Source organism: Streptomyces sp. NPDC047049, from assembly GCF_040643995.1.
Classification (GTDB): Bacteria; Actinomycetota; Actinomycetes; order Streptomycetales; family Streptomycetaceae; genus Streptomyces; species Streptomyces mooreae.
Map to the genome: position 1 here is coordinate 149,060 of NZ_JBEYVM010000017.1, position 22,219 is coordinate 171,278.

At 70.4% G+C, this 22,219-nt stretch carries 23 protein-coding genes and 1 pseudogene; 9 read left to right on the top strand and 15 right to left on the bottom strand.

Annotation, left to right across the window (positions count from 1 at the left end):
• Positions 1 to 32: 32 nt before the first annotated feature.
• Positions 33 to 1,361 (bottom strand): ABC transporter substrate-binding protein, encoded by a 1,329-nt coding sequence (locus ABZ851_RS29065; protein ID WP_361133546.1) that lies wholly within the window; start codon positions 1,359 to 1,361, stop codon positions 33 to 35.
• Between the two features lie 147 nt (positions 1,362 to 1,508).
• On the opposite strand from ABZ851_RS29065, the gene ABZ851_RS29070 reads away from it, so the two are divergent.
• On the top strand, positions 1,509 to 2,540 hold the full coding sequence (locus ABZ851_RS29070; protein WP_361133549.1) for a LacI family DNA-binding transcriptional regulator: 1,032 nt from the start codon (positions 1,509 to 1,511) through the stop codon (positions 2,538 to 2,540).
• A 190-nt stretch (positions 2,541 to 2,730) separates the two neighbouring features.
• Here ABZ851_RS29070 and eno read toward each other — a convergent pair whose 3' ends face one another.
• Entirely contained in the window at positions 2,731 to 4,074 is a 1,344-nt protein-coding gene (gene eno, locus ABZ851_RS29075; RefSeq protein WP_361133552.1) for a phosphopyruvate hydratase, read from the bottom strand.
• 163 nt (positions 4,075 to 4,237) lie between these two features.
• Between eno and ABZ851_RS29080 the strand changes: the two genes are divergently transcribed.
• Positions 4,238 to 4,660 carry a MarR family transcriptional regulator gene (locus tag ABZ851_RS29080; protein ID WP_361133555.1) on the top strand — a complete coding sequence of 141 codons (423 nt, stop codon included), beginning with the start codon at positions 4,238 to 4,240 and terminating at the stop codon, positions 4,658 to 4,660.
• Between the two features lie 15 nt (positions 4,661 to 4,675).
• Here the strand turns inward: ABZ851_RS29080 and ABZ851_RS29085 are convergent, their stop codons facing one another.
• Positions 4,676 to 5,338 (bottom strand): MFS transporter, encoded by a 663-nt coding sequence (locus ABZ851_RS29085; protein ID WP_361133558.1) that lies wholly within the window; start codon positions 5,336 to 5,338, stop codon positions 4,676 to 4,678.
• Here ABZ851_RS29085 and ABZ851_RS29090 point away from each other — a divergent pair.
• Together ABZ851_RS29090 and ABZ851_RS29095 are read left to right on the top strand one after the other, a co-directional pair.
• Positions 5,312 to 5,911 (top strand): cupin domain-containing protein, encoded by a 600-nt coding sequence (locus tag ABZ851_RS29090; protein ID WP_361133561.1) that lies wholly within the window; start codon positions 5,312 to 5,314, stop codon positions 5,909 to 5,911. The genes ABZ851_RS29085 and ABZ851_RS29090 overlap by 27 nt on opposite strands.
• A 332-nt stretch (positions 5,912 to 6,243) precedes the next feature.
• Positions 6,244 to 7,230, top strand: coding sequence for a DMT family transporter (locus ABZ851_RS29095; protein WP_361133564.1), 987 nt, complete (start codon positions 6,244 to 6,246; stop codon positions 7,228 to 7,230).
• Between the two features lie 53 nt (positions 7,231 to 7,283).
• On the opposite strand, the gene ABZ851_RS29100 is transcribed toward ABZ851_RS29095, so the two are convergent.
• Entirely contained in the window at positions 7,284 to 7,925 is a 642-nt protein-coding gene (locus tag ABZ851_RS29100; RefSeq protein ID WP_361133567.1) for a dihydrofolate reductase family protein, read from the bottom strand.
• Positions 7,926 to 8,038: 113 nt separating this feature from the next.
• Between ABZ851_RS29100 and ABZ851_RS29105 the strand changes: the two genes are divergently transcribed.
• Entirely contained in the window at positions 8,039 to 8,284 is a 246-nt protein-coding gene (locus tag ABZ851_RS29105; protein WP_361133570.1) for an ester cyclase, read from the top strand.
• A 473-nt stretch (positions 8,285 to 8,757) separates the two neighbouring features.
• Here the strand turns inward: ABZ851_RS29105 and ABZ851_RS29110 are convergent, their stop codons facing one another.
• A complete protein-coding gene (locus ABZ851_RS29110; RefSeq protein ID WP_361133573.1) occupies positions 8,758 to 9,156 on the bottom strand; it encodes a hypothetical protein in 399 nt (132 codons plus the stop codon).
• Entirely contained in the window at positions 9,153 to 9,437 is a 285-nt protein-coding gene (locus ABZ851_RS29115) for a hypothetical protein (RefSeq protein ID WP_311624087.1), read from the bottom strand. Before ABZ851_RS29115 ends, ABZ851_RS29110 begins: the two co-directional genes overlap by 4 nt.
• 324 nt (positions 9,438 to 9,761) lie before the next feature.
• On the opposite strand from ABZ851_RS29115, the gene ABZ851_RS29120 reads away from it, so the two are divergent.
• On the top strand, positions 9,762 to 9,959 hold the full coding sequence (locus ABZ851_RS29120) for a hypothetical protein (RefSeq protein ID WP_361133576.1): 198 nt from the start codon (positions 9,762 to 9,764) through the stop codon (positions 9,957 to 9,959).
• 17 nt (positions 9,960 to 9,976) lie between these two features.
• Here ABZ851_RS29120 and ABZ851_RS29125 read toward each other — a convergent pair whose 3' ends face one another.
• Both ABZ851_RS29125 and ABZ851_RS29130 read right to left on the bottom strand, forming a co-directional pair.
• Positions 9,977 to 10,447, bottom strand: coding sequence for a pyridoxamine 5'-phosphate oxidase family protein (locus ABZ851_RS29125; RefSeq protein WP_361133579.1), 471 nt, complete (start codon positions 10,445 to 10,447; stop codon positions 9,977 to 9,979).
• Positions 10,448 to 10,533: 86 nt separating this feature from the next.
• Positions 10,534 to 10,695, bottom strand: a pseudogene (locus ABZ851_RS29130) (Atu4866 domain-containing protein); the annotation flags it as partial.
• A gap of 141 nt (positions 10,696 to 10,836) precedes the next feature.
• Between ABZ851_RS29130 and ABZ851_RS29135 the strand changes: the two are divergent.
• Together ABZ851_RS29135 and ABZ851_RS29140 are read left to right on the top strand one after the other, a co-directional pair.
• Positions 10,837 to 11,685 carry a helix-turn-helix transcriptional regulator gene (locus ABZ851_RS29135; protein ID WP_361133582.1) on the top strand — a complete coding sequence of 283 codons (849 nt, stop codon included), beginning with the start codon at positions 10,837 to 10,839 and terminating at the stop codon, positions 11,683 to 11,685.
• A gap of 244 nt (positions 11,686 to 11,929) precedes the next feature.
• On the top strand, positions 11,930 to 12,358 hold the full coding sequence (locus ABZ851_RS29140) for a hypothetical protein (RefSeq protein ID WP_361133585.1): 429 nt from the start codon (positions 11,930 to 11,932) through the stop codon (positions 12,356 to 12,358).
• A gap of 171 nt (positions 12,359 to 12,529) precedes the next feature.
• Here the strand turns inward: ABZ851_RS29140 and ABZ851_RS29145 are convergent, their stop codons facing one another.
• The 6 genes from ABZ851_RS29145 to ABZ851_RS29170 all read right to left on the bottom strand — a co-directional run bounded on the left by ABZ851_RS29145 (position 12,530) and on the right by ABZ851_RS29170 (position 19,895).
• The gene (locus ABZ851_RS29145; protein WP_093491543.1) at positions 12,530 to 13,618 is read right to left on the bottom strand and encodes a glycosyltransferase; all 1,089 of its coding nucleotides are present in this window, start codon (positions 13,616 to 13,618) and stop codon (positions 12,530 to 12,532) included.
• A 304-nt stretch (positions 13,619 to 13,922) separates the two neighbouring features.
• Entirely contained in the window at positions 13,923 to 14,792 is an 870-nt protein-coding gene (locus tag ABZ851_RS29150) for a dienelactone hydrolase family protein (RefSeq protein WP_361133589.1), read from the bottom strand.
• Positions 14,793 to 15,087: 295 nt separating this feature from the next.
• Entirely contained in the window at positions 15,088 to 16,287 is a 1,200-nt protein-coding gene (locus ABZ851_RS29155) for a S8 family serine peptidase (protein ID WP_361133592.1), read from the bottom strand.
• A gap of 367 nt (positions 16,288 to 16,654) precedes the next feature.
• Complete coding sequence (locus tag ABZ851_RS29160) at positions 16,655 to 17,983, bottom strand: extracellular solute-binding protein (protein ID WP_361133596.1); 1,329 nt, start codon at positions 17,981 to 17,983, stop codon at positions 16,655 to 16,657.
• A complete protein-coding gene (locus ABZ851_RS29165) occupies positions 17,983 to 18,852 on the bottom strand; it encodes a carbohydrate ABC transporter permease (RefSeq protein ID WP_361133631.1) in 870 nt (289 codons plus the stop codon). The genes ABZ851_RS29160 and ABZ851_RS29165 overlap by 1 nt, the downstream gene beginning before the upstream one ends.
• Before the next feature lie 101 nt (positions 18,853 to 18,953).
• A complete protein-coding gene (locus ABZ851_RS29170) occupies positions 18,954 to 19,895 on the bottom strand; it encodes a sugar ABC transporter permease (protein WP_361133599.1) in 942 nt (313 codons plus the stop codon).
• A 422-nt stretch (positions 19,896 to 20,317) separates the two neighbouring features.
• Between ABZ851_RS29170 and ABZ851_RS29175 the strand changes: the two genes are divergently transcribed.
• Positions 20,318 to 21,208 carry an aminoglycoside phosphotransferase family protein gene (locus tag ABZ851_RS29175; RefSeq protein ID WP_361133602.1) on the top strand — a complete coding sequence of 297 codons (891 nt, stop codon included), beginning with the start codon at positions 20,318 to 20,320 and terminating at the stop codon, positions 21,206 to 21,208.
• 9 nt (positions 21,209 to 21,217) lie between these two features.
• Here ABZ851_RS29175 and ABZ851_RS29180 read toward each other — a convergent pair whose 3' ends face one another.
• Entirely contained in the window at positions 21,218 to 21,949 is a 732-nt protein-coding gene (locus ABZ851_RS29180; protein WP_361133605.1) for an exonuclease domain-containing protein, read from the bottom strand.
• Between the last annotated feature and the right edge of the window lie 270 nt (positions 21,950 to 22,219).

Consider the following 22,219-nt stretch of genomic DNA (forward strand, 5'->3'; position numbering starts at 1 on the left):
CGACACGGGTGTGGCGGAGGAGGTCATGGCATTCACAGCGCCCTGCCTTCCAGCGCGGTCTGGATATCGGCGCGGGCCGCGCGTACGGCCTGGGCAGGTGTGGTCCGGCCGCCGATCACCGCGTTGGCCCGGGTGTAGAGCGCCTTGCTGACCTGGGGGTAGTACGGGGACTGCACCGGCCGGGCGACCAGATGCAGTTGACGCACCCCGGTGAGCGTCGGATCGCCGACCGCACGGGCCTGGGGCCGGGACAGCACCTCGTCGAGCGCCGGAATCACCCCGGCGTTCTTCAGCAGGATCATCTGCGCCTCCTCACCGGCACAGAACCGGGCAAAAGCGACCGCGGCACCGAGGTGGCGGGAGTTGGGGTTGATGAAATTGCTCCAGCCCCCGGCGCAGCTCACCCCGTGGGGGCCGTCGCCGGCGAAGCCGGGGCGGGGCGCGACACCGACCCGGCCCGCCACCTTGGAGACCGAGCGGTCGGCCGCGTTGCCCCAGGCGTAGGACCAGTTGCGCAGGAAGACACCGCGGCCGCCGGTGAAGGCGTCCTGCGAGTCCGCTTCCACATACGTGCCGACCGTGGGGGGCGTGACGCCCGTCTCGGTGAACTCCCGCATCATCGCAAAGGCCCGTTCCGCGCCCGGCCCGCCCAGCGCCACCCGGCCCGCCCCGTCCAGTACGGGAGCTTCGGCATCGGCCAGGAACTCGGCGACATTGCAGGTCAGCGACTCCGATACGGACCCCTGCCAGAGGAACCCGTAAGGGGCGTCCCCGGCCCGCTGGACGGTGCGTGCGGTCCGCACCAGCTCCTCCCAGGTGCGGGGCACCGGCCGGCCGTGCTTGGCCAGCAGGTCCTTCCGGTAATAGAGGAAGGCGCTGTCGGTGAAGAAGGGCAGCGCGTACACGGCGCCGCGGTACTCGCTCACCCGCCGCAGGGCCGCCGGGTAGCCGTCCCAGAAGCCCTTGGGCAGCAGCGTCTGGAGCGGCAGCGCAAGGGAGTTGCTGCCGAACTGGGCCGGCCAGGTGGTGTCCCCGAGATAGACGTCAGGGGTGGGTGAGGCGCCCGCGAGCTGTGTGGTGACCGCGGCGCGGTTGCTGTCGGTGGTACTGAGGGCGTTCGACTTTCGGACATGGATCTGCGGATGGCGGCGCTCGAAGGCGCGGATGATCAGGTCTGCCACCACGGGGCCGTTCCGGGACGGGATTTCGGATACCCACCAGGTGAGAGTGGCCGGGGTACGCGGGACCTGGGCGGCTCGGTTCAGCAGGGTGTCCAAGGGCTTGCCCGCGCAACCGCTGGTGAGCCCGGCTCCGGCGGCGGCAAGACCGCTCGCGAGCAGGGTTCTGCGGCTCAAGGCCATGAGTGCTCCTCACGTCTTGGCTGTCGTCGATGACAGCGCTTGCAGGCTAGAAGTGCCCCGATGGCCAGGTCAACGGATCGTGAACGAGATATTCCGGGAAGATTTCCTGGCAACGCTGTCATCGACTCTTTGTGCTAGCGTCCCCGCATGTCCTCAGCGCAGAGCGAGGCCACGATGGCCGATGTGGCCCATCGGGCGGGGGTTTCGGTGTCCACCGTTTCGCGCACCCTGCGCGGATTGCCGACGGTCTCGGACACCACACGCGCCCGGGTGGAAGCCGCAGCCCGCGAACTCTCGTTCGCGATCACCCGCAGCGCCTCCAGCCTCGTCACCGGCCGCACCGGACGAGTCGCCGTCCTGATGCCCAACCTGGCGACGTGGTTCCTGAGTTCGACGCTCTCCGGCATGGCACCCGCGCTGCGCGAGGCGGGCCTCGACCTGCTGGTCTACAGCGTGACCGATGTGCACGAACGCGCCGACTTCTTCGACCGGTTGCCCGCCCGCCGCAACGCCGACGCCCTGCTCGTGGTGAGCTTCTCGCTCTCCCCCGCCGAGCGGGCCCGCCTGGACGACCTGGGCATGCCGCTGATCTTCGTCAGCCAGCACGCCCCGGGGCGCCCCAGCGTCTACGTCGACGACGAGGACGCCGCCCTGCGGGGCACCCGCCACCTGATCAACCTCGGCCACCGCCGGATCGCCTGCCTCCAGACACACGACACCACCGGCTTCGCCTGGAGCAGCAAGAACCGCCTCACCGGCCATCTGCGGGCGCTCACCGAAGCGGGCCTGGAGCACGACGATTCACTCGTGATGAGCGTGCCGGACTGGAAGGGCGGCGGCATGGCCCCGGCAGTGGGCCGGCTGCTGAGCCTCCCCGACCCGCCGACCGCTCTGTTCACCGAGACCGACGACATGGCCTTCCGGCTGCTGGCGGCCCTGCGGGAAGCCAACGTCCCGGTACCGGGGCGGATTTCGGTGATGGGCTTCGACGACCACGTCATGGCGGCAGTCATGGGCCTGACGACCCTCGCCCAGCCCGCCGTCGAACTCGGCCGCGCCGCCGTGAACCTCACCCGGGCAGTGATCGACGACGCCGACGGCGCACACGACCGCCACATCGTCCTGCCGACCGAACTCGTCCCCCGCGGCAGCACGGGGCCGCCGCCGGTGGGGAGTTAGACGGAGACACGCCGCCGGTCGGCCACCAGGAAGTCCGCCGGCTCGGCCAGACTCCAGGCGGAGAACGCAGGTCGCGCCCGGCCGGCCGGCACTTGGCGGTCTCCTTCCCGGCACGCGAGCGGGCCCCCGACCGATCCGGCGGCCCGCGCGCTCTCTACCGCTGCCTGCTGTTCACGCGCGACGCAGCCGTTCACGCCCGACGCAGCGCGGAGCGGCCGGCGAAGTGCGCCGCGTCGCCCAATTCCTCCTCGATCCGGATCAGTTGGTTGTACTTCGCGGTGCGGTCGGAGCGGGAGAGCGAGCCGGTCTTGATCTGACCGCAGCCGGTCGCCACCGCCAGGTCCGCGATGGTGGTGTCCTCCGTCTCGCCCGAGCGGTGCGACATGACAGCCGTCCAGCCCGCCTCGTGGGCCGTGGCGACCGTGGCCAGCGCCTCGGTCAGGGTTCCGATCTGATTGACCTTGACCAGGACCGAGTTGCCGACGCCGGTGCGGATGCCCTCGCGCAGCAGCGCCTCGTTGGTGCAGAACACATCGTCGCCGGTCAGCTGGCAGCGGTCGCCGACGCGGGCGGTCAGCTCGCGCCAGCCGTCCAGGTCGTTCTCCGCCATCGGGTCCTCGATGGAGATGACCGGGTAGGCGTCGATGAGCCCGGCCAGGTGGTCGGCGTGCTCGGACGGGGTGCGGCGTACCCCCTCGCCCGCGTAGTCGTACACCCCGTCGCGGAAGAACTCCGACGACGCCGGGTCCATGACCAGGCCGATGTCCGTGCCGGGGCGGTAGCCGGTGCGCTCGATGGCGGCCATCACGAAGTCGAGCGCCTCCTCGGCGGTACGCAGCGCGGGCGCGAAGCCGCCCTCGTCGCCGACGCCCGTGGAGTGTCCGGCGGCCAGCAGATCGCGGCGCAGGGTGTGGAAGACCTCGCTGCCCATGCGGACGGCCTCGGCGAAGGTGTCCGCGCCCACAGGCGCGATCATGAACTCCTGGAAATCCAGCGGATTGTCGGCGTGGGCGCCGCCGTTGACGATGTTCATCATCGGCAGCGGCAGGAGGCGGGCGCCGGCGCCGCCGAGGTAGCGGTAGAGGGGCAGGCGGTGGGCCGCCGCGGCAGCCCTGGCGGCGGCGAGGGAGACGCCGAGGATCGCGTTGGCGCCGAGCCGGGACTTCGTGGCGGTGCCGTCGAGGGCGACCAGCGCGGCGTCGAGACCCGCCTGGTCCGCCGCGTCCCGGCCCCGCACGGACGCCGCGATCTCCCCGTTGACGTGGGCCACCGCGCGGTCGACGCCCTTGCCGTGCCAGCGCGCGGAGTCTTCGTCACGCAGCTCCACGGCCTCCCGGGCACCGGTGGAGGCGCCGGAGGGCACGGCCGCGCGCCCCAGGGACCCGTCCGCCAGGACGACGTCGGCCTCGACCGTGGGGTTGCCGCGGCTGTCGATGATCCGGCGGGCGGTGACGGTCTCGATGGCGGTCCCGATGGTGGCCCCGATGGCGGTCTCGATACCGGCGTTGACGGTTCCGACTGCCTTTGCGGACATGGGAGTTCCTTCCCGTGGTCGTGTGCCGTGGCCCCGGCTGCGACAGCGCTGGCGCTGAGCCCGACGACGCCAAACCCTACAGCAATGCTGCTCAGTTTTGCTGTACAGCATTGCTGTGCAGGTCGGCTGCACAGCAAGACCGGCCACCGGGGTAAAGTGCCCTATGCCCACCCCGGAAGCCGCCGCCATCGCCGTCGAACTGCGCACCGCGATGGGCAAGCTCACCCGACGCGTCAAAGACGAGGACCGCATCCCGCTGGGCCAGGCCGCCGTGCTCGGCACACTCGACCGCAACGGCGCCATGACCACCAGCGACCTCGCCGCCGATCAGCGCGTACGCCCCCAGTCGATGGCCCGTGCGGTGGGGCTCCTCATGGAACAGAACCTGATCACGCGCCGGGCGCACCCCACGGACGGCCGCAAGTCGCTGGTCGAGCTGTCGGACGCGGGCCGGTCCGCCCTCGAAGCGGAGCGCGGCCGCAGGGCCGGCTGGCTCGCCCAGGCCATCGAGGCCGAACTCACGGATGAGGAGCGGGCATTGCTGGCCCGGAGCGCCGCCCTGCTGGAACGGCTCGCCACACGCTAGGGACCGACAGGGGTACTAGCCGGTCGGCACTGGCGCGGGTTCTGGCACGAAGGCATAGGCGAGGGCCGCGCCGATCAGGCCGACGGCCGCGGCGGCGACGTACACCCGGTTCAGGCCCTCGGCCGGTGCGGTGCCGGAACCCGTGGGGAAGAGGACGCCGTAGACGGCGATGCACAGGGTCGGGCCGAGCTGGCGGAAGGTCGTCATCGCCCCGGCCGCCATGCCGCCGCGGTCGGCGGGTACGGCGGCGAATACCGCCCCCGCCATGGCCGGGCCCATCACGCCCATACCGATGCCGGTGACGGCGAGGCCGAGCGCCACGGAACTCGCGGTGGACGTGGCGTCGAGACCGCTCTGCAGGGCACAGCCGATACCGCTCAGCAGCAGCCCGGCGCCGACGACGAGGCGGGGCGACCTGCCGTGCAGGGTCCGCCCCGCGATCAGTGAGGTGGCGAAGGAGGCGAGGGCCAGCGGCATCAGGGCCAGCCCCGCGCGTACCGGGCCGAGGCCGAGGCCCGACTGCAGCCACACCGAAGTGAACAGGAGCGCCGCGAAGACCTGCCGTCGGCACCGCAGAGAAGACCTGCCGCCGGCACCAAGGAGGAGAGCAAGCAAAACGGGACGCCTGACGCGCTCGACTAGGATGCGGCCATGACCGCCCCGGACTCCCCGACGCATCCGGCAACCCACCGCACGGACCCCGAACTGGGCTTTCCGGCTCCGGGGGAGGTCCTGCGCCGGCTGCGGACCCAGCGGGGCATGTCGCTGCGTCAGGTTGCGGCGGAATGCGGCCTTTCGGTCTCGTTCCTGGCTTCGCTGGAGCGGGGTGAGACCGATATCGCGCTGGAGCGGCTGGGCCGGCTGGCGAAGGTGTTCGGGCACAACGTGGGGTCGTTCCTCGGCTTCTCACCCGGCCAGGCGGCGCCCTCCCTGTTCCCGTTCGGTGAACAGCCGGTGATCGAGCGCGCGCCCGGCATCACCTATCGGGTCCTGCGCGCACCGGAGTTGGGGTACCAGGTGGTCCAGGGGGACTTCGCCCCGCACAGCGCGCTGGGCGAGGACCTTCAGCACGAGGGCACGGACCTGATCATCGTGACCGAGGGCACCTTGGTGACCCGGTACAACGGCGTCGACCACACCCTGCGGACCGGGGACTGCGCGCGCTGGTCGGCGGGTTATCCGCACTCCTTCCGCAACGACACCGACAAGCCCGCACGGATGGTCGCGCTGCTCTTCTCCAGCCTCTACTGACGGCTTCGCACCCGTAGACGGGACGGACCGGTGGTGAGCCGGGGCACCTGAGGCGCCCCGGCTGTCTCGTGCGCCGTTCCGGACGCTGCACCTCCAGCCCTCTCCCGGCTGTTCCTGCCCCATGCCTGCCTGCGCCTGCGCCCGCCCGTACCTTGCCTGCGCCTGCGCCTGCGCCTGCGCCTGCGCCTGCAACACCCCGCATGGAATCCCCCGCTTGGTCCACGGTGAACCTTATTCTGCACTACTGTGCGTTTTAACGTACAGAGCTCTGCTCCGGCGAACCCGCGAGCGGCAACCAGAGATCGAGCGGCGCCAAGAGATCAGGACATGCCATGCAGCTGAACCCCACCGAAGTCGCCCCGCCTTCCGCCCCGTCCCCGGCCACGTGCGCGACGACCGGCACGAGCACGACCACGAGCGCGCTCACGAGCGCGGCCACCGCCGCACCAACCGGCCCCGGCCGCGCCGACCTGTTGGCCCGCGTCGCCCTCGTACTGGTCTGGAGCTCCGGCTTCATCTCCGGCAAACTCGGCCTGCGCCACTGTGCCCCCTACACCTTCGCGGCCCTGCGCTTCGCCCTCGCCGGAGCGATTCTTCTGGTCATCGCCCTGGTCAGCCGGCGCGCATTACCCCGCGGCCGGCTGCTGGCGCATCTCGCCGTCGCCGGTGTCCTGGTGCAGGCCGTCCAGTTCTCCAGCATCTACGCCGGCATGGACCTCGGCGTCCCGTCCGGGCTCGCCGCACTGATCATCGCGCTCTACCCGCTGACGGCCTCGCTGATCGCCGTCCCCGTCCTGCACGAACGCGTCACCCGTGGCCAGTGCCTGGGCCTCGTGCTGGGGCTCGGCGGAGTCGCGCTCGCGGTCGGCGAAGGGCTCCACTTCGACGCCGGCTACCTCGCCGGCCTCGGCTTCGTCGTCCTGGCACTCCTCGGCATCTCGGTCGGCACCGTCTACCAGAAGCGGTTCTGCCGCGGCATGGAACCGGTCTCCGGCAACGCCGTACAGCTGCTGGCCGCCGCCGTCGCCGCGTTGCTGCCCGCGCTGTTCGCCGAAGGATTCGACGTCACCTTCACCGCCGACTACTGGCCGGTGCTGCTGTGGGCGGCGCTCATCAACTCGATCGTCGGCGTCGGCCTGCTCTACGGGCTCCTGCAACGCCACGGCACCAGCCAGGTGAGCAGCCTCTTCTACCTGGTGCCCATGGTCACGGCCGGCTTCGCCGCCCTGCTGCTCGGCCAGCATCTCGGCCCGCTGACCCTCGGCGGACTGGTCCTGGCCACCGCGGGCACCCTGCTGGCCGGCCGCGTACGAAGCTGAGGCGGGACCCGCGGGTCGCGAACCGGCCGCGACGAGGTGCGTGTCGAGCGCCGTCAGTCCTGCTCGTCCAGCATGAAGGATCCGTATGCGGGCTTCCCCGCCTTTTCGTAGGCGCAGTACTGCACCCCCACGCCGGTGGTGCGGGATTCCGTGAGCGTCCAGGCGGCGGGGGCGGCGCCCTCGGTGAAGAGCCGCTTGCCGGTGCCGATGATCACGGGGTTGACGAGCAGCCGGTACTCGTCGACGAGGTCGTGCCGCTGCAGGGTGTGGATGAGGTCGCTGCTGCCCTGCGTCATGATCACGCCGTCCAGCTGCGCCTTGAGCTGTGCGACGGAGTCGGCGACGTCGCCGTCGCCGTCGCGCTTCAGCAGATGGGAGTTGTTCCACTCCAGGCTGTTCCGGGTGCGCGAGGCAACGTACTTGGGCATGGCATTGAGCTTCACGGCGATCGGGTTGTTCTCGTCGGTGACGCGGGGCCAGTGGGCGGCGAAGATGTCGTAGGTCTTCCGGCCGAGCAGGAGATGATCGGCGGTCCGCTCGAAGACCTCCGTCATCAGTCCCATGAAGTCGTCGTCGACGTACGGAACCTGCCAGCCACCGTGCTCGAACCCTTCGTCGACGTCCTCGCCCTTACCGCCGGGGGCCTGCATGACGCCGTCCAGGGTGACGAATGCGGTGACGATCAGCTTGCTCATGATGCTGCCTTTCGGGTGCGGAATCAGCCTGCACCCGTATTGGCTCCCGGACCGGCGCGAACTCATCGCCCGCCACGCGGCCGGCACCGGCACGGCATTACCCCGAACAGTCCGTGCTGACCCCGGGCCTGTCCCACTGCCGCGTCCAGGTGGATGACCTCTTCGCGGCCGACGACCGTGTCACCGTCGCCTTCACGCTGACCTGCACCCACGACCGCACCGGCCGGGACCTCACCATGACCGGCGTCAAGACCTACCGGCTCCGCGACGGCCGCATCGTCGAATTCTGGGGCGAGACCGACCTGCACGGCCTCCTCCGTCAGGCGGGACTCGTACCGGAACAGATCCCGCCGTTCTGAGGGAAGCCACACCGGCTGGACCGAACCTGCAGCGCGCGGCGGCCGACAGCCGTCCGCGCACCCGATCCCGGTCACTCCGAGCGGGCGCCACGCCCAACTTGACGCCGATCAAAGTCAGCGCGGCACTGCGGCGATCAGCCTCGGAGGCCCGCCGTTGTCCGTTGGCTGCCCGCTGTTGGCTGTTGGCTGTTGGCTGTTGGCTGTTGGCTGTTGGCTGTTGGCTGTGCTGATGACGCTAGAGAGGCGGCTGTCGTTGGGACACTGCAGGCGGAGGGACGGGGGTGAGCCGTCGGCGGGGACGGCACCGCTCGTCGCCAGGGCCTCTCCCGTGTCGGTGAACTCCCAGCGGATCGCGTACGCCCCGCCGCGTTCGGGCGACTCGTGGAGGTTGAAGATCTGGTCGCGGACCGAGAGGTGTGCGCCCGCCGCACAGCCTCAGTTGCGCCCGTCGGCACTTGGCCCGCACAGTCCTGTCAGTGGAAGCCCAGCATTCCGGGTGAGTCGATGTCGACGGCGACCACGCCGGGCGGGTAGGCGTCCTCGTTGCCGGTCAGCAGGATCGACATGCCGGTGAACTCGGGACGTGGCAGTGCGCAGTACAGGGCGTGGCAGGTGTCCGGACCGCCATAGCCGTCACGCATCATGGTGCCGACGCTGACGGCAGCCATCGTGTCGAGGCTGTCGACCACCACAGAGGACAAGGCGAGGACGCGCTGCGAAAGGCCCTCTTCAGCAGCTTCTGCCTGCATCAGGCACAGGCCGGGGATGCTGAGGCGTTCGCCGGGTGTTTTCGCCATATTGCCGGCCAGGAGGTTCAGCGTCTTGTGGCCGTCGGCGAGCGCCCTGACCGCACTCGTGTCGAGGATGATCACGCCGCGGTGCCCTTGTCGGCGCGGACCTTCCCGGCAGCGATCTTGTAGATGTTGGCGAGCACGTCGGGCGCCTGCTCGAACTCCTCGTCGCGGATATCCACACCCATCATGCGGCGAACGACCTCCCGGTCGGCGGCCAGCCGCTCTGCCCGCTGTGCCGCCGTCGGCTGCTCCGCGGCAAGCGCTTCGACCAGCTGGCCGATGCTCACGCCGCGCTCCTTGGCGAGCTCCGCCAGATGATCACGGGTCTCCCGCAGGACCTGAATCGTCGTCGATGCCATAGAGACACTATAGAATACTTATGGCGACTGTGGCCCCTGGTGCTCAGGAACAGTCCCCTTCTCCCCCGATCGCGACCTGCCGGCCCCATGTATCCGACCGACGCAGGCCTGGGCCCAGCCGAACCGGCAGAACCGGCAGGACGCACGCCGATGACGCTGCCGCGAGCGTCCTCGACCGAGGCGGTGACAGTGACGCTGCGCGGGGAACGGCGCGTCACACTGTCCGTTCAAGATGGCCATCAGCGGCTCGGTCACACGCTTTGGGATGATTCATACCGTTTCCTTGGGGCTCAACTCGCAGGCCGGAGAGAAACAAGTACGCCCATGACCCGGGCTCCGCTGATCGTGGACGATCCTGCGGCGCAGAAGAGGGTGACCCACGCCCCGCGCCGGCGCGGCCACGGCATCGAGGCCACTGTGAGCGAGGAGACAAGGCCCCGGTCCATGGCCACCGGATACGACCAGCTCACGGTCCGCCATGAAGCGACCGTGCCGGCCGCGGCCATCAACGACCAGCGGTGACCAGTGCGGGATACGCCCTAGACCAGCCACTTCCCGTCGCGCATCAGGGTGCGTTCGGCCATCTCAGGAACCGTTCCCCACGCCTGCAGCACCTCCGGGGTGACCTGGAAGAAGACGTACGACGGGTGGTCCTGGCGAGGGTCCCAGCCGTCCTTGGCGGCGAAGGCGTCGCCCACCTCCGTCGGAAGCTCCTCGCGGGTCAGCATGCGCGCGGTGCCGTGGACGAGGACCACGTCGCGGGTGTGGCCGAAGGAGAGCCGAACCCGGCCCGAGGCGCACAGGTTTCGCCCGGTCGGGTTGGTGTCGCGGGTGGACAGCCACACCACTTCGCCGTCCCACCAGAAAGCAAGCGGAACGAGGCACGGCTCACCGGTGCTGTCGGCCGTGGCGACCCATACGTCGTTGTCCCGCGCGAGCCGTTCCAGCGCCTCGCGCTTGCGCTGCTCCGGGCTGCGGGGGCCGCTGGGGCGAGAGTCAACTGAGGTCATGCGGCGAGGTTATGACGTGAAGCGCTCGGCCACATCCGGCGGTGGAACTAGGGCGCAAGGCGGAGGGGCGTCCTCGTACCGGGCGGGTGGCTGCCGGTCACCGCGTACCGGCCCGTGTACGCGCTGCGCCGCTCGCCGCGCGCCTCGTCGTAGCGACCGTCAGGCCGCAGCTTCTGACGGATGTGGCCATCAGCGGTCACCCACATTCCGACCACGTCGACGGTGTCGTCATCGGCAGTCCCGGCCATGGCGGACTCCTCTCCTCGGCTGCTCCGCATTCCTTCTGGTCCACCGAGTCCGGGCAGGACAGCGGCCGCACACCAGGACATGTGCTGCCTGGGTGCAACACACCCAGGCAGCACACCGGCGCCGCCGCCTAGCCTGAGCCCATGGACGACAACCACCTGGGAGACTTCCTGCGCGCACGTCGCGCCGGTCTGCAGCCGGAGGAGGTCGGCATGGCGAGTTACGGGACTCGCCGGGTCGCCGGGCTGCGCCGTGAGGAGGTCGCCGTCCTGGCCGGCGTGAACGCCGACTACTACACCCGCCTGGAACAAGGACGCGAGCGCCGCCCCTCACCCCAGGTACTCGACGCCCTCAGCCGCGCGCTGCACCTCGACGCGGACGCCCGAGCACACCTGCACCGGCTGGCCGCGGTCCCCCCTGGCGACCAGCCGTCGGAGCACGCCGCCGAGCGGGTCAGTCCGGCGCTGCGCCAGTTGATGGACGGCTATCCGAACACGCCGGCATTCGTCATGAGCCGGGCCATGGACCTTCTCGCCGCCAACGCCCTGACCGATGCCCTCTACGCTCCGTTCCGCCCCGCGGACAATCTGGCCCGTATGACCTTCCTCGACCCCGCGAGCCGGCACTTCTACACGGACTGGAACCGGGCGGCCCAGGCCACCGTCGCCAACCTGCGCCAGGCAGCCGGGTTCGAGCCGGACAATCCACGGCTGCGCGAACTCGTCCGTACCCTCACCGAGCACAGCGCGGACTTCACCCGTCTCTGGAACTCCCACACCGTGCGCGGCAAGACCCAGAACGCCAAGCACCTCCTCCACCCGGGCGTCGGCCCCCTCACTCTCACCTATCAGGCCTTCGACGTGCGCGACGCCCCGGGCCAGCAACTCGTCATCTACCACGCCGAACCAGGCAGCCCCAGCGCCCAGGCCCTCCACCTCCTCGGCTCCCTCCACGCCACCCGGCGCCAGGCCGAACCCCGCCCCCACCGTTAGCCGGCAACGTCAGGCCCACCATTCTTCCCCCCAGCGGAACCTCTCAGCTTGCTGCGCCACTCCCTTCCCGTCCCACCCCCGACGACGTCTTAGCAGGTCACAAGGGTGGGATCCCAGGAGGACGTCACTTGCCCCGAGACCATGGGGGCGGGCCGGGGCGGCCGGGCACGGTGGTGTGGTGCCGGCGGGCCAGGGGGTCCCAACGGGGGGACCGTCCGCCGGCCGACGGAAGGGATCGACCGTGATGTCACGCAAGCGCATCGCTCTCGCAGCCGCCGGACTGGCCCTGGCGGGCGGCCTCGCTGCCGCACCGGCCGCGACCGCCGCCCAGGCCGCTCCGTCGGCGCCGTCCGCCGGGAGCATGAAGGCCGCAGCCAACAAGTGCTCCGGCTGGAAGGAGATCCACATCACCGGCGGCGCCGCCAAGTACATGGAGTGCACCAAGAAGGTCAACGGCAGGTCGTACGTCTCCGGCGCCTTCTACCTCTGGGACACCAAGCGCGACGGCAAAGCCGTCCAGGCGTATGCGGAGACGGACTACAACCACTGGTACGGCGACGATGTGACCTGGGAGCACTTCTACGGCTGGGCCGACCACACCCACGGCAGCCCCAAGATCATCACGGGCTGGCATCGGGGCAACGACTTCGGCCTGGTGATCAACCTCAGGTAACGCCGCCCCTGCGAGGTCTCCCCCTGGTGCTGTCGCCCGCCGGGCCACTCGTGCCGGCCGCCGTTCGAGACCTCGCCGCGAGCCGGGCCCTCCTGGCCCCCTGGAACGCCGGGGATTGCGAGGAGGGCCGCTCCGTGAGCGCCGTGACTCCGGTCGGAGTCGTCGCGGGTGCTATCCGCCCGCGAGTGCCGTTCGCACCGGCGCCGTATCGGCCCGGCCCTTCTCGTAGACCGTCAGCCCGCGTGAGAGGTGTAGTGGCACCAGTAGCAACTCCACGATGAGGGCCTTCCAGGCGTAGACGAGGTTGACGGCTTTGGTGGCGTAGACGCAGGGGATGTTCAGCAGCACGCCGGGCAGCGGGAGTTTGCGGCGGCGGGCGGCGTAGACGAGGGGTGGTGTCGTCAGCAGGAGTTCGGCTCCGGCCCACCAGAGGAAGGCGAGCGCGGGTGGCTGGTCCGTCGTCGCGGCGATCACGAAGGGGGTTGCCCACCAGAGCGGTGCGGTGAGGATTTCCAGGAGGGCGAGCAGCACCCAGAGGGCCAGGAGAGGTTTGCGGACGATCAGCCGGCCGAGGTGGAGGCGGACGTTCTGGCAGAAGCCGGCCATCCAGCGCCAGACCTGTTTGCGGAGGTAGGTGAGGTCTTCCGGGTCGGCCGCCAGGGCGACCGCGTTCGAGACGTAGACCGCGCGTCTGCCCGCGATCTGCTGCGACCACGTGAAATCCATGTCTTCGACGATGGTCCGTTCGGGGAAGCCGCCGAAGGCCGTCAGATCGTCGAGGCGGAAGACGGAGCAGCAACCCGAGCACACCATGGGGCTGTTGGCGCGGGCCTGGATGGGGCGGTGCCAATGGAAGCCGAACAAGTACTCGGTCGAGCGGCCGCGCTCCCAGATCGTGCGGGTATGGCGGGTGCGGACCGTGCCTGCCGCTACCGAGACGCTCGGGTCGTCGAAGACGGGCAGGACGGTCTCGATGTAGTCCGGTGCGAGGACGGTGTCCGCGTCGACGGCCAGGACGAGGTCGGTGGTGCAGTGCGGAAGGGCGTAGTTCTGCGCTTTGGCCTTGCTGCCGAGATTGCGGGGCGGGCGTAGGACCGTGACGCCGTGTGAGGCTGCCACCTCGCCCGTACGGTCCGTGGAGGCGTCGTCCACGACCAGGATCCGGTCAGGCCGGAGCGTTTGGTGCGCCAGCGACTCCAGTGTCGCCGGCAGCCCCTCCTCCTCGTTGTGAGCGGGCACGATGACGGTGATGGTGTGCAACTCGATCTCCCCCTGTCTTGCGGAACGCGCCGACTACGACCGTGAACAGTCCGATCACGCCGTAGACCAAGGTGCTGATGCCGATGAACGGCAGTCCTCCGTGCATGTCACCGACGGTAGGGGGAGGAGACGCCGAATGGTTCCGGAGGCTCCCTCCTGTGGATAACCCAGCGGGGACCGTCAGGGATTGCCGAGGTTGGACGGGAACGGTCGCGGAGGAGTTGCCCACAGGAGGTGCCAGGGCGAGGACGAGGACGAGGGCCCTGTGCGGGAGGAGCGGGTCAGCCCGCGGAGGAGCACGGGGTCATGCGTCTTCCCGGGCGGCGGGAGTTTCCGCCGCCTCCCCGCCGTGCTGCGGTGCGAGCAAGCGGGTGCGGAAGAGGTCGAGTACGTCGTCCAGCGCGGCGCGGGTCGGCTGGCCTGGTGCGTCGACGAGGTGCTCGGTCAGCACGGAGTGCGGCGGCAGCACGGCATCGGGGTTCGCGGCGTCGTCGTCCAGTTCGACGGCGGTGAACGCGGCACCGAGTTCGCGGCGCAGGAAGGCGAACCGGTCGCCCGGCACCAACCGGTCCGAGCGGAACCGCAGCCCCATGACCCGGAGGTCCGCACGCTCACAGCGGCCCCGCACGGCGGCCAGGTCTTCGGCGGAGATATCGATGCCGGCGGCCCGGCTCCTGGTGAGCGGCAGCGGCAGGGACGGCTGGGACAGCACGGGGGCGAGAAGGCGCTCATCGGCCGCCATGGCCAGGGCGAAACCGCCGGTCAGGCACATCCCGACGGCTCCGACGCCGGGGCCGCCGCAGCGCTGGTGCTCGTGCGCGGCCAGGGCCCGTAGCCACGTGACCACGGGAGAGGACTTTCCCGTGGCCAGCACGGTGAACTCCCGGCTCACACATACCTTCCACAGCGATGAGGCCGTGTAGAGCCCGGACTTCAGCCGGCCGGCGGACGCCGGGTCGGCATCGCGGCCGGGCGTGCCGAACAGCACCGGGAGCACGGCCGTGCAGCCGAGGGCGGCCACCCGTTCCGCGAACGCCAGGACCTTGGGCGTGATACCGGGAATTTCCGCCATCACGATCACCGCGGGCCCCGTACCGCGCCGCAGAATACGGCGGGTGGCGCCGTCATGGGTGAAGGTGCCGCGGTCGAAGCCGGTCAGGTCGTGATCTGCCATGGCGTCGGACTACCACCGTCCTGGTCGATTGTGTGGTCGGGGTCGGTCCGAACAGGTACGCCTCGCCCCCGCCCGGCGTGGCTCAACACGAGGTTATCCAGCGGTGCTTGTGGCGCGCAGCCGTGTTCGGTTCACCGTCCGGATTCACCGCGCGCACCTGCACCCTCGCACACCCTCGGCCGGGCTCCAGAACAACCACGACGGCGACCGTCGCCCCGGAACACCACGACGCCGGCCGTCGCGCCCCGTGGGGGCGAGCGCGACGGCCGGCGGTGGAGCCGAGGAGGTCAGGTGACTACTTGACGACCTTCAGCAGCTTGTTGGGCGTACCCTCGCTCGGGTTGCTGATCTTGCCCTCCGTGGCACCGGCCGTCAGGGCCTTCTCCACGTCGGCCGGCTTGGCGTCCTTGTGGTCGGCCAGGTAGACCGCGGCAGCACCCACGACGTGCGGAGTCGCCATGGACGTACCGGAGATGGTCTTGGTGGCGCCGTCGTTCCAGTCCGAGGTGATGTCGGAACCGGGGGCGTAAAGGTCCACCGCGCTGCCGAAGTTGGAGAAGTCGGACTGCTGGTCGTCCTTGGTGCTGGAGGCCACGGTGATGGCGTCCTTCACGCGCGCCGGGGAGCTCTGGCCCGCGTCGGAATTCTCGTTGCCCGCCGCGACACCGAAGGTGACACCGGCGTCGATGGCCTTCTTCACGGCCGTGTCCAGCGCCTCGTCGACACCGCCGCCGAGCGACATGTTGGCGACCGAGGGGCCCTTGTGGTTCTTGGTGACCCAGTCGATGCCCGCGACGACCTGCTCCGTGGTGCCGGAGCCCTGGCCGTCGAGGACCTTGACGGCCACGACCTTGGCCTTCTTGGCGACACCGTGCTCGGTACCGGCGATGGTGCCGGCCACGTGGGTGCCATGACCGTTGTCGTCCTCGGCCTTGCCGCCCTTGTCGATGGCGTTGAAGCCGTACGACGCGCGGCCGCCGAAGTCCTTGTGGCTGATGTGGATTCCGGTGTCGATGACGTAGGCGGTGACACCCTCGCCCGCGGCGTCGGGGTAGGTGTACTTCTTGTCGCCCTTGGTGTCCGCCTGGTCGATACGGTCCAGGCCCCACGACGGCGGGTTGGCCTGGCTCTCGTTGATGTGGAACTTCTTGTTCTGCACGACCTTGTCGACGGACGGGTCGGCCGCGAGCTGCTTGGCCTCTTCCGCACTCAGACCGGTGGCCGAGAAGCCGTCGATAGCGGAGGAGTACTGCCGCTTGACCTGGCCGCCGTACTTGGACGCCAGGTCACCGCTCTCGGCGGTGTGCACGGACTTCTTGAGCATGACGATGTAGCTGCCGTTCACGGCGCCCTTGGCCTCGGCTCCGTAGATCTTGCCTTCGGCGGCGGGCGACGCACCCGCGGTGACCGCGGTGACGGCGGCGATACCAGTGGCGGCTACCGCGGCGGATATCGCCGTGACGAGCCGCTTCTTGCTGGAACGCTTGTGAGCCATTGCGAGGATTCTCCTCGTTCGTGGTGTGGGGGGAAAGCGTTGCGCAATAGCCCGACGAGACCGGAAGATCTGCGCCGGACTGGTTCGAAACCCTGTCTGATTGATGAGTTCAATTCAAGGCTCGCCAGAGCGTGTGAGATAGCCAACAAGGCTGGTGAATTGGGAAAGGTTTCAGAAGTGGTCAAAAGGAACGGCTAGTTGAACCGGACCGACTCAACTCCGTTTACGCAGCCGCAATAGAGGGTGACGGCAGGATGGACGACCCTCCGGGCGATGGCCGTTCGTCCGTGGTGTGAGGCTCGTCATGAGAGTGCTCACCCCGCTCATCACTACTTGTTCCAGGGCCAGTTGGGAGACGCGGCGCTTCTCAGCGCTGATAGCGGGCCAGGACCAGATTGCCGTCCTGGACGAGGCGCCTTCGCACGGTGTCCAGGTCGATGGCGCCGCTGTAGTACTCCTGCAGGCCAGGGGTGGCGATCTTGTCCTTCCACTCCGGGTAGCCGCGGACGGACCCAGCCGGTGCGGAGCGCAGGGAGCCCGCCAGCGCGGTGCCGGCTGCCCAGTCGTACCGGGCGACCCGGAGCGCCGGATCCCTGAGCGCTTCCCGTCCCGTCGGCAACAGCCAGTCCCCCAGGGCGAGCCGGACCATGTGCGGCGGGCGGATGAGGAAGTCGATGAAGGCCATCGCCGCTTCCTTGTGCGGGCAGTCCTCGGCGATCGACAGGGTCTGCGGGCTCACCCCCTGGTCCGCGGCAGCACCCCGGGGAGCGGGCAGCACCGTCCAGTCGAACCCCTCGGGCGCCTGCTGGGCGATCTGCTGACGGTAGGAGAAGCCGAGCGGCACCATCGCATAACGCCCGGCGAAGAAGCCCGGGAGGGTGTCGGAACCGCCCATGCCCAGGGTCGTACGGGAGGCACTGCGGTCCACGTTCACCTGGTCGTGGATGGTGCGCGGCACCACCTGGTCGGCGGCGTCGAAGCGGACCTCCACCGTGCCGTCCGGACGGCGGTGGAACATCCGGCCGCCCGTGGACAGGGCGAGGTTCAAAGTTGCCGAGACCGGTTCCTTCAGCGGCCAGGCGACGCCGTGGCCGGTGCCGCCGGTCAGTCGCTGCGCCGCCTCCCGGAATTCCGCCCAGGTCCAGGGGTGTTCGGGATTCGGGATGCGTACGCCCGACCGGTGCAGCCTCGCGCGGTTCGCGATCAGCACCCGCGGTTCCTGGAGGAACGGGACGCCGTGCACCCGGCCGTCGAAGGTGGCGGTCTCCCAGCTGTGCTGCGGGATGTCGCTTCGCAGGCGCGGTGGCAGGAGGGCGGTGAGGTCGGCGAGATTCCCGCCGTAGGCGAAGTCCGCGAGGTCGTCGGCGGCGTCGTGGATGATGTCCGGCGCCTCGCCGCCCTCGAAGGAGGTCAGCAACTGGTCGTGGACGGTGGACCAGGCTCCCTGGACGTACTGCACCTGGACCTCGGGGTGCTCGCCGTTCCATGCGTCGACGAGTTGCCTGGTGGCCCTGAGGGAGTCCCGCTGCCAGGCCAGGGACTGGAAGCGCAGGGTGATCCGGCCGCCGGAGGAGCGCCGTCGCCGGTCGTCGGAACAGCCCGGCAGCAGGCCCGCGGCGGGCAGAGCGGCGGCGGCCGCGAGCAGGCCCCGCCGGCTGAGGCGCGCCAAGGGCGTGGGGGTGCTGTCGCGGCGCATCAGCTCTTCACCGCCCCGGCGAGCATCCCGCCCGTGATCCGCCGCTGGATGACGGCGAAGAGGAGCAGGCTCGGGAGGGTGGCGAGGAGTGCGGCGGCGGCGAGCGGACCGAGGTCGGCGACGCCCTCCGCCCCGAGGAAGTGGGTGAGGACGACCGGCAGCGTCTGCTTCCCGGGCGACTTGAGCAGGACCAGGGCGAAGAAGAATTCGTTCCAGGCGGTGATGAAGGCGAACAGCGCGGTGGCGACGATGCCCGGCGCGAGCAGCGGTGCGGTGACCGAGACGAGCGTACGGAGCCGGCCGGCGCCGTCCACGGCCGCGGCCTCCTCCAACTCGGGTGGTACGGCGCGGACATAGCCGGTCAGCATCCACAGGGCGAACGGCAGCGACCAGACCACATAGACCGTGGTCAAACCGATCCGGGAGTCCACCAGATGGAGACCCTTCAGGATCAGGAAGAGCGGGATGATCACCAGTACCAGCGGAAAGGCCTGGCTGATCACGACCCAGCCGGTGGCAGCCCGCGAGAGGCGGCGGCGGGAGCGTGCCAGGACGTACGCCATCGGAGTCGCCAGCACGATCGCGATCAGCGCGGAGACCGCCGCGGCCAGCAGGCTGTTGCCGGCGGCCGTCAGTAGTGGCTGTTGGGTGAAGGCCTGCCGGAAGTTCTCCAGGGTGGGCGCCTCGGGTATCCAGGTGGGGTGGATGCTGCCGAGTTCACGCGGGGGCTTGAAGGCGGTGGAGATCAGCCAGAGGAACGGGAAGGCGAGGAAGGCGAGATAGGCGACGAGGGCGGCGTACCGGCCGGTGCGGGTGGCGGTGCGCCGGGCGGTGGGGGCGGTGTTCGGCCGGCGGGGGCGGGTGGTGATGCGGCGGCCTGTGGGAACGGTGTTCCGCCGGCGGGGGCGGGTGGTGGCCGTGTGTCGCCGGGCGGTGGGAACGTTTCCCGTACCGCCGGTCTCCCTGTCGCTCACCGGTCGTCGTCCCCCTTCAGCCGGCCGGCCAGATAGACCGCCAGCAGGACCGAGACCACCGCGACCATGGCCAGGCCCATCGCGGCGGCATAGCCGAACTGCCCGTAGCGGAAGGCTTCTTCGTACGCGAAGAGCATCGGCAGGCGGGTCCGGCCGCCGGGCCCGCCGTCGGTCAGCACGAAGACCAGGGCGAAGGAATTGAAGTTCCAGAGGAAGTTCAGCGCGGTGACGGCGAGTGCGATGGGTCTCAGCGCCGGCCAGGTGACCGTACGGAAGCGGCGCCAGGCGCCCGCGCCGTCCATGGCCGCGGCCTCGTGCAGTTCGCGGGGCACGTTCTGGAGGCCGGCCAGGAGGGTGACCGTGGTCTGGGGCATCCCGGCCCAGATGCCGACGACGATGACCGCGGGCAGGGCGGTGGCCAGACCGCTCAACCAGTCCCGGCCACCGCCCGCTCCGGACAGACCGAGGCTGCGCAGTGTCTCGTTCAGGATGCCGGCGTCCGGGTGGTAGACCAGCCGCCACATGATGCCGACGACCACCTCCGGCATCGCCCACGGGATGACCGCCAGCGCCCGGGCCAACCAGCGCAGCCGCAGCGGGCGGTGGAGCAGCAGGGCGAGGCCGAGGGCGAGGAAGAACTGTGGGACGGTGACCCCGAAGGCCCAGACCAGCCCGATCCGGAAGGAGTCCCAGAACAGGGTGTCGTGGAACAGATCGGAGAAGTTCAGCAGCCCCACGAAGCGGGTGGCCCGGGTCCGGCCGGACTGGGCGTCGGTGAACGCCAGCCCGATGCCGTAGAGCAGCGGGCCCGCGCTCAGGACCAGGATCGGGATCAGGGCGGGCAGGACGAGGAACCAGGCACCCTGAGCGCGGCGGGTCCGGGCGGCGCGGTCCACGGCCGCCGCGGGGGACCGCCGTGGCGCGGTCGCCAGGGTCACGGCAGCAACTCCCCGGGGCGCGGCCCGGCCGGTCCGCCGACGTGTGCCCCCGCGGTGGGCGCCTCTGCCATCCCGTCCCCGTCCCCTCTTCCCCGTCTCTCCCCCGTCGGCCGTTGTGGGCCGCTTCCGGTCGGTCCCCGGTGGTTCCCGACTACTTCCGGTCGCTTCCGGTCACTTCCGACCGCTCCCGGTCTTGCCCGGTCTTGTCCTGGTCCTGCCGGGTCGGTCCCAGCCGCCCCTCGCCGCTCCCCCCTCCCCGGCCGCCGTCATCGTCGTGACGGCGGCCACATCCCGTCAAGGCCCCGCCCCGGTTCCCCGACGGGTCTCCCCGCCCGGGAGGTCTTCCGGGCCACGCCCGCGGACCTGCGAAACTGGTCACGTTCACGCACCGCAGGAGGTACCCGTACCCCAGGAGGCACCCGATGACCGCACCGAGCCCCGCCGCCTTCACGGAAGCGCGCGCCCGGGACGTACTGGCCTCGGCCGGCCGGCCCGATGCGGCAGCCGACGCGGTGCTGCTCTCGCTCGGCGAGAACGCCGTCTTCGCCCTCGGCGACAACGGGCCGGTGGTGCGGGTGGGCCGCAGCGCCGAACTCCTGGAGCGGGCCGAGCGGGAACTGGCGGTGGCGGGGTGGCTGGCGGCCGAGGGAGTGCCGGCCGTACGGGCCGCGGAGCCCGTGGCCACCTTGGCCGACGGGCATCCCGTCACCTACTGGCATCGGCTGCCGGAGGCGGCCCGGCCGGCCGGGCCGGACGATCTCGCCGCCCTGCTGAAGCTGGTCCATGCGCTGCCGGAGCCGCCGTTCGCGCTGCCGCGGCGCGAACTGCTCGGTGGCGTCGAGCGGTGGCTGCGCCTGGCCGGCGACGCCGTGTCGGCGCCCGACGCGGAGTATCTGCGCGGGCGGCGGGACGCGTTCGCCGCGGCCGCCACGGCCCTGGAACCGCATCTGCCCCGCGGCCCCATCCACGGCGACGCACTGACCCGCAACGTTCATGTCGGGCCCGACGGGCCGGTGCTGGTCGACCTGGAAACCTTCTCCTTCGATCTGCGGGAACACGATCTGGTCGTCATGGCGCTGAGCCGGGACCGCTATGGCCTGTCGCCGGACGCGTATGACACCTTCGTGTCCGTTTACGGCTGGGACGTACGGGACTGGGAGGGCTGCGCCGTACTCCGCGGGTCCCGGGAGACGGCCAGCTGCGCCTGGGTGTCCCAGCACGCGCCCGGAAACCCGGCGGCGCTCAAGGAGTTCCGGCGCCGGATCGCCTCGCTGCGCGACAAGGACGCGACGGTGCGGTGGTATCCCTTCTGAGACTCCCGCTCAGGCCTCGGCCCCGGCTCCGGCCTGGTACGGAATCAGGGGCCAGGCCTGCTCGACTATCGCCTGTGGCCGGCCGGAGCGCCGCAAATACGCCTGGAACGAGGCGGCCTGTTCGGCGGCGGCCTTCTCCTGGAGGTCATGCAGCGCACGGGGCGAGGGGAGGGCGACGGCCGGGTACGTCTCCCCGATACGCCGGGCGACCCCGGCCGCTGCCGCCGCGTCGGCGCCCGCCTCGTGGGCACCGTCCAGCCGGACGCCGTAGTGGCCGCAGAGCGCCTGCAGTGCGCGCTTCCCCTTGCGGTAGCGGTCCACATGCTTGTCCAGGACGAGGGGATCGATGACCGGCGCGGGGGCGTGTCCGAGACGTTCGGTCAGCGTCCGCAGGCCGTGGCGCCGGCACTCGCGGTCCAGGAGGGAGAGGTCATACCGGGCATTCATCACCACCAGCGGGATGTCCGCGCGCAGGGCATCGGCCAGCGCCTCGGTGATTTCCTCTACGGCGGTCGCCGGCGGGCGGCCGTGTTCTTGGACATATGCGGTGGAAATGCCGTGAATGGCCGCCGCTTCCTCGGGGATCGGGACCCCCGGGTCGAGCAGCCAGCTCTGCTGCCCGACCGCACTGCCGTCCCCCTCCAACCGGATCAGCGCGGCGGTGACGATGCGGTCCCGCTCGACATCGGTGCCCGTGGTCTCCAGGTCGAAGCTGACCAACAGCTCCTGATGCCAGCTCATGCCGAATCCTCGCTACGCTCGCTCATGCGGCCTCCTTCGGTGGTACTTCCCCCGTTGCCCGCCCACTCTCCCACGCACCACTGACAATCCACCGGCTGCCTGTCGCGACAGGGGGCGGCAGACGGCAGCCGCCCCTAGGGCGTGTCCGCAAAGTCCCTCCTGGCTCGCGACGCCTGGCACGCACGCTCGCTGCGTTGTCGGGATCGTCCACGTAGACCCACTACGAGGACGACCCTCCGCCTTGCGAGCGCGCTCGGCATCCGGTGGCTC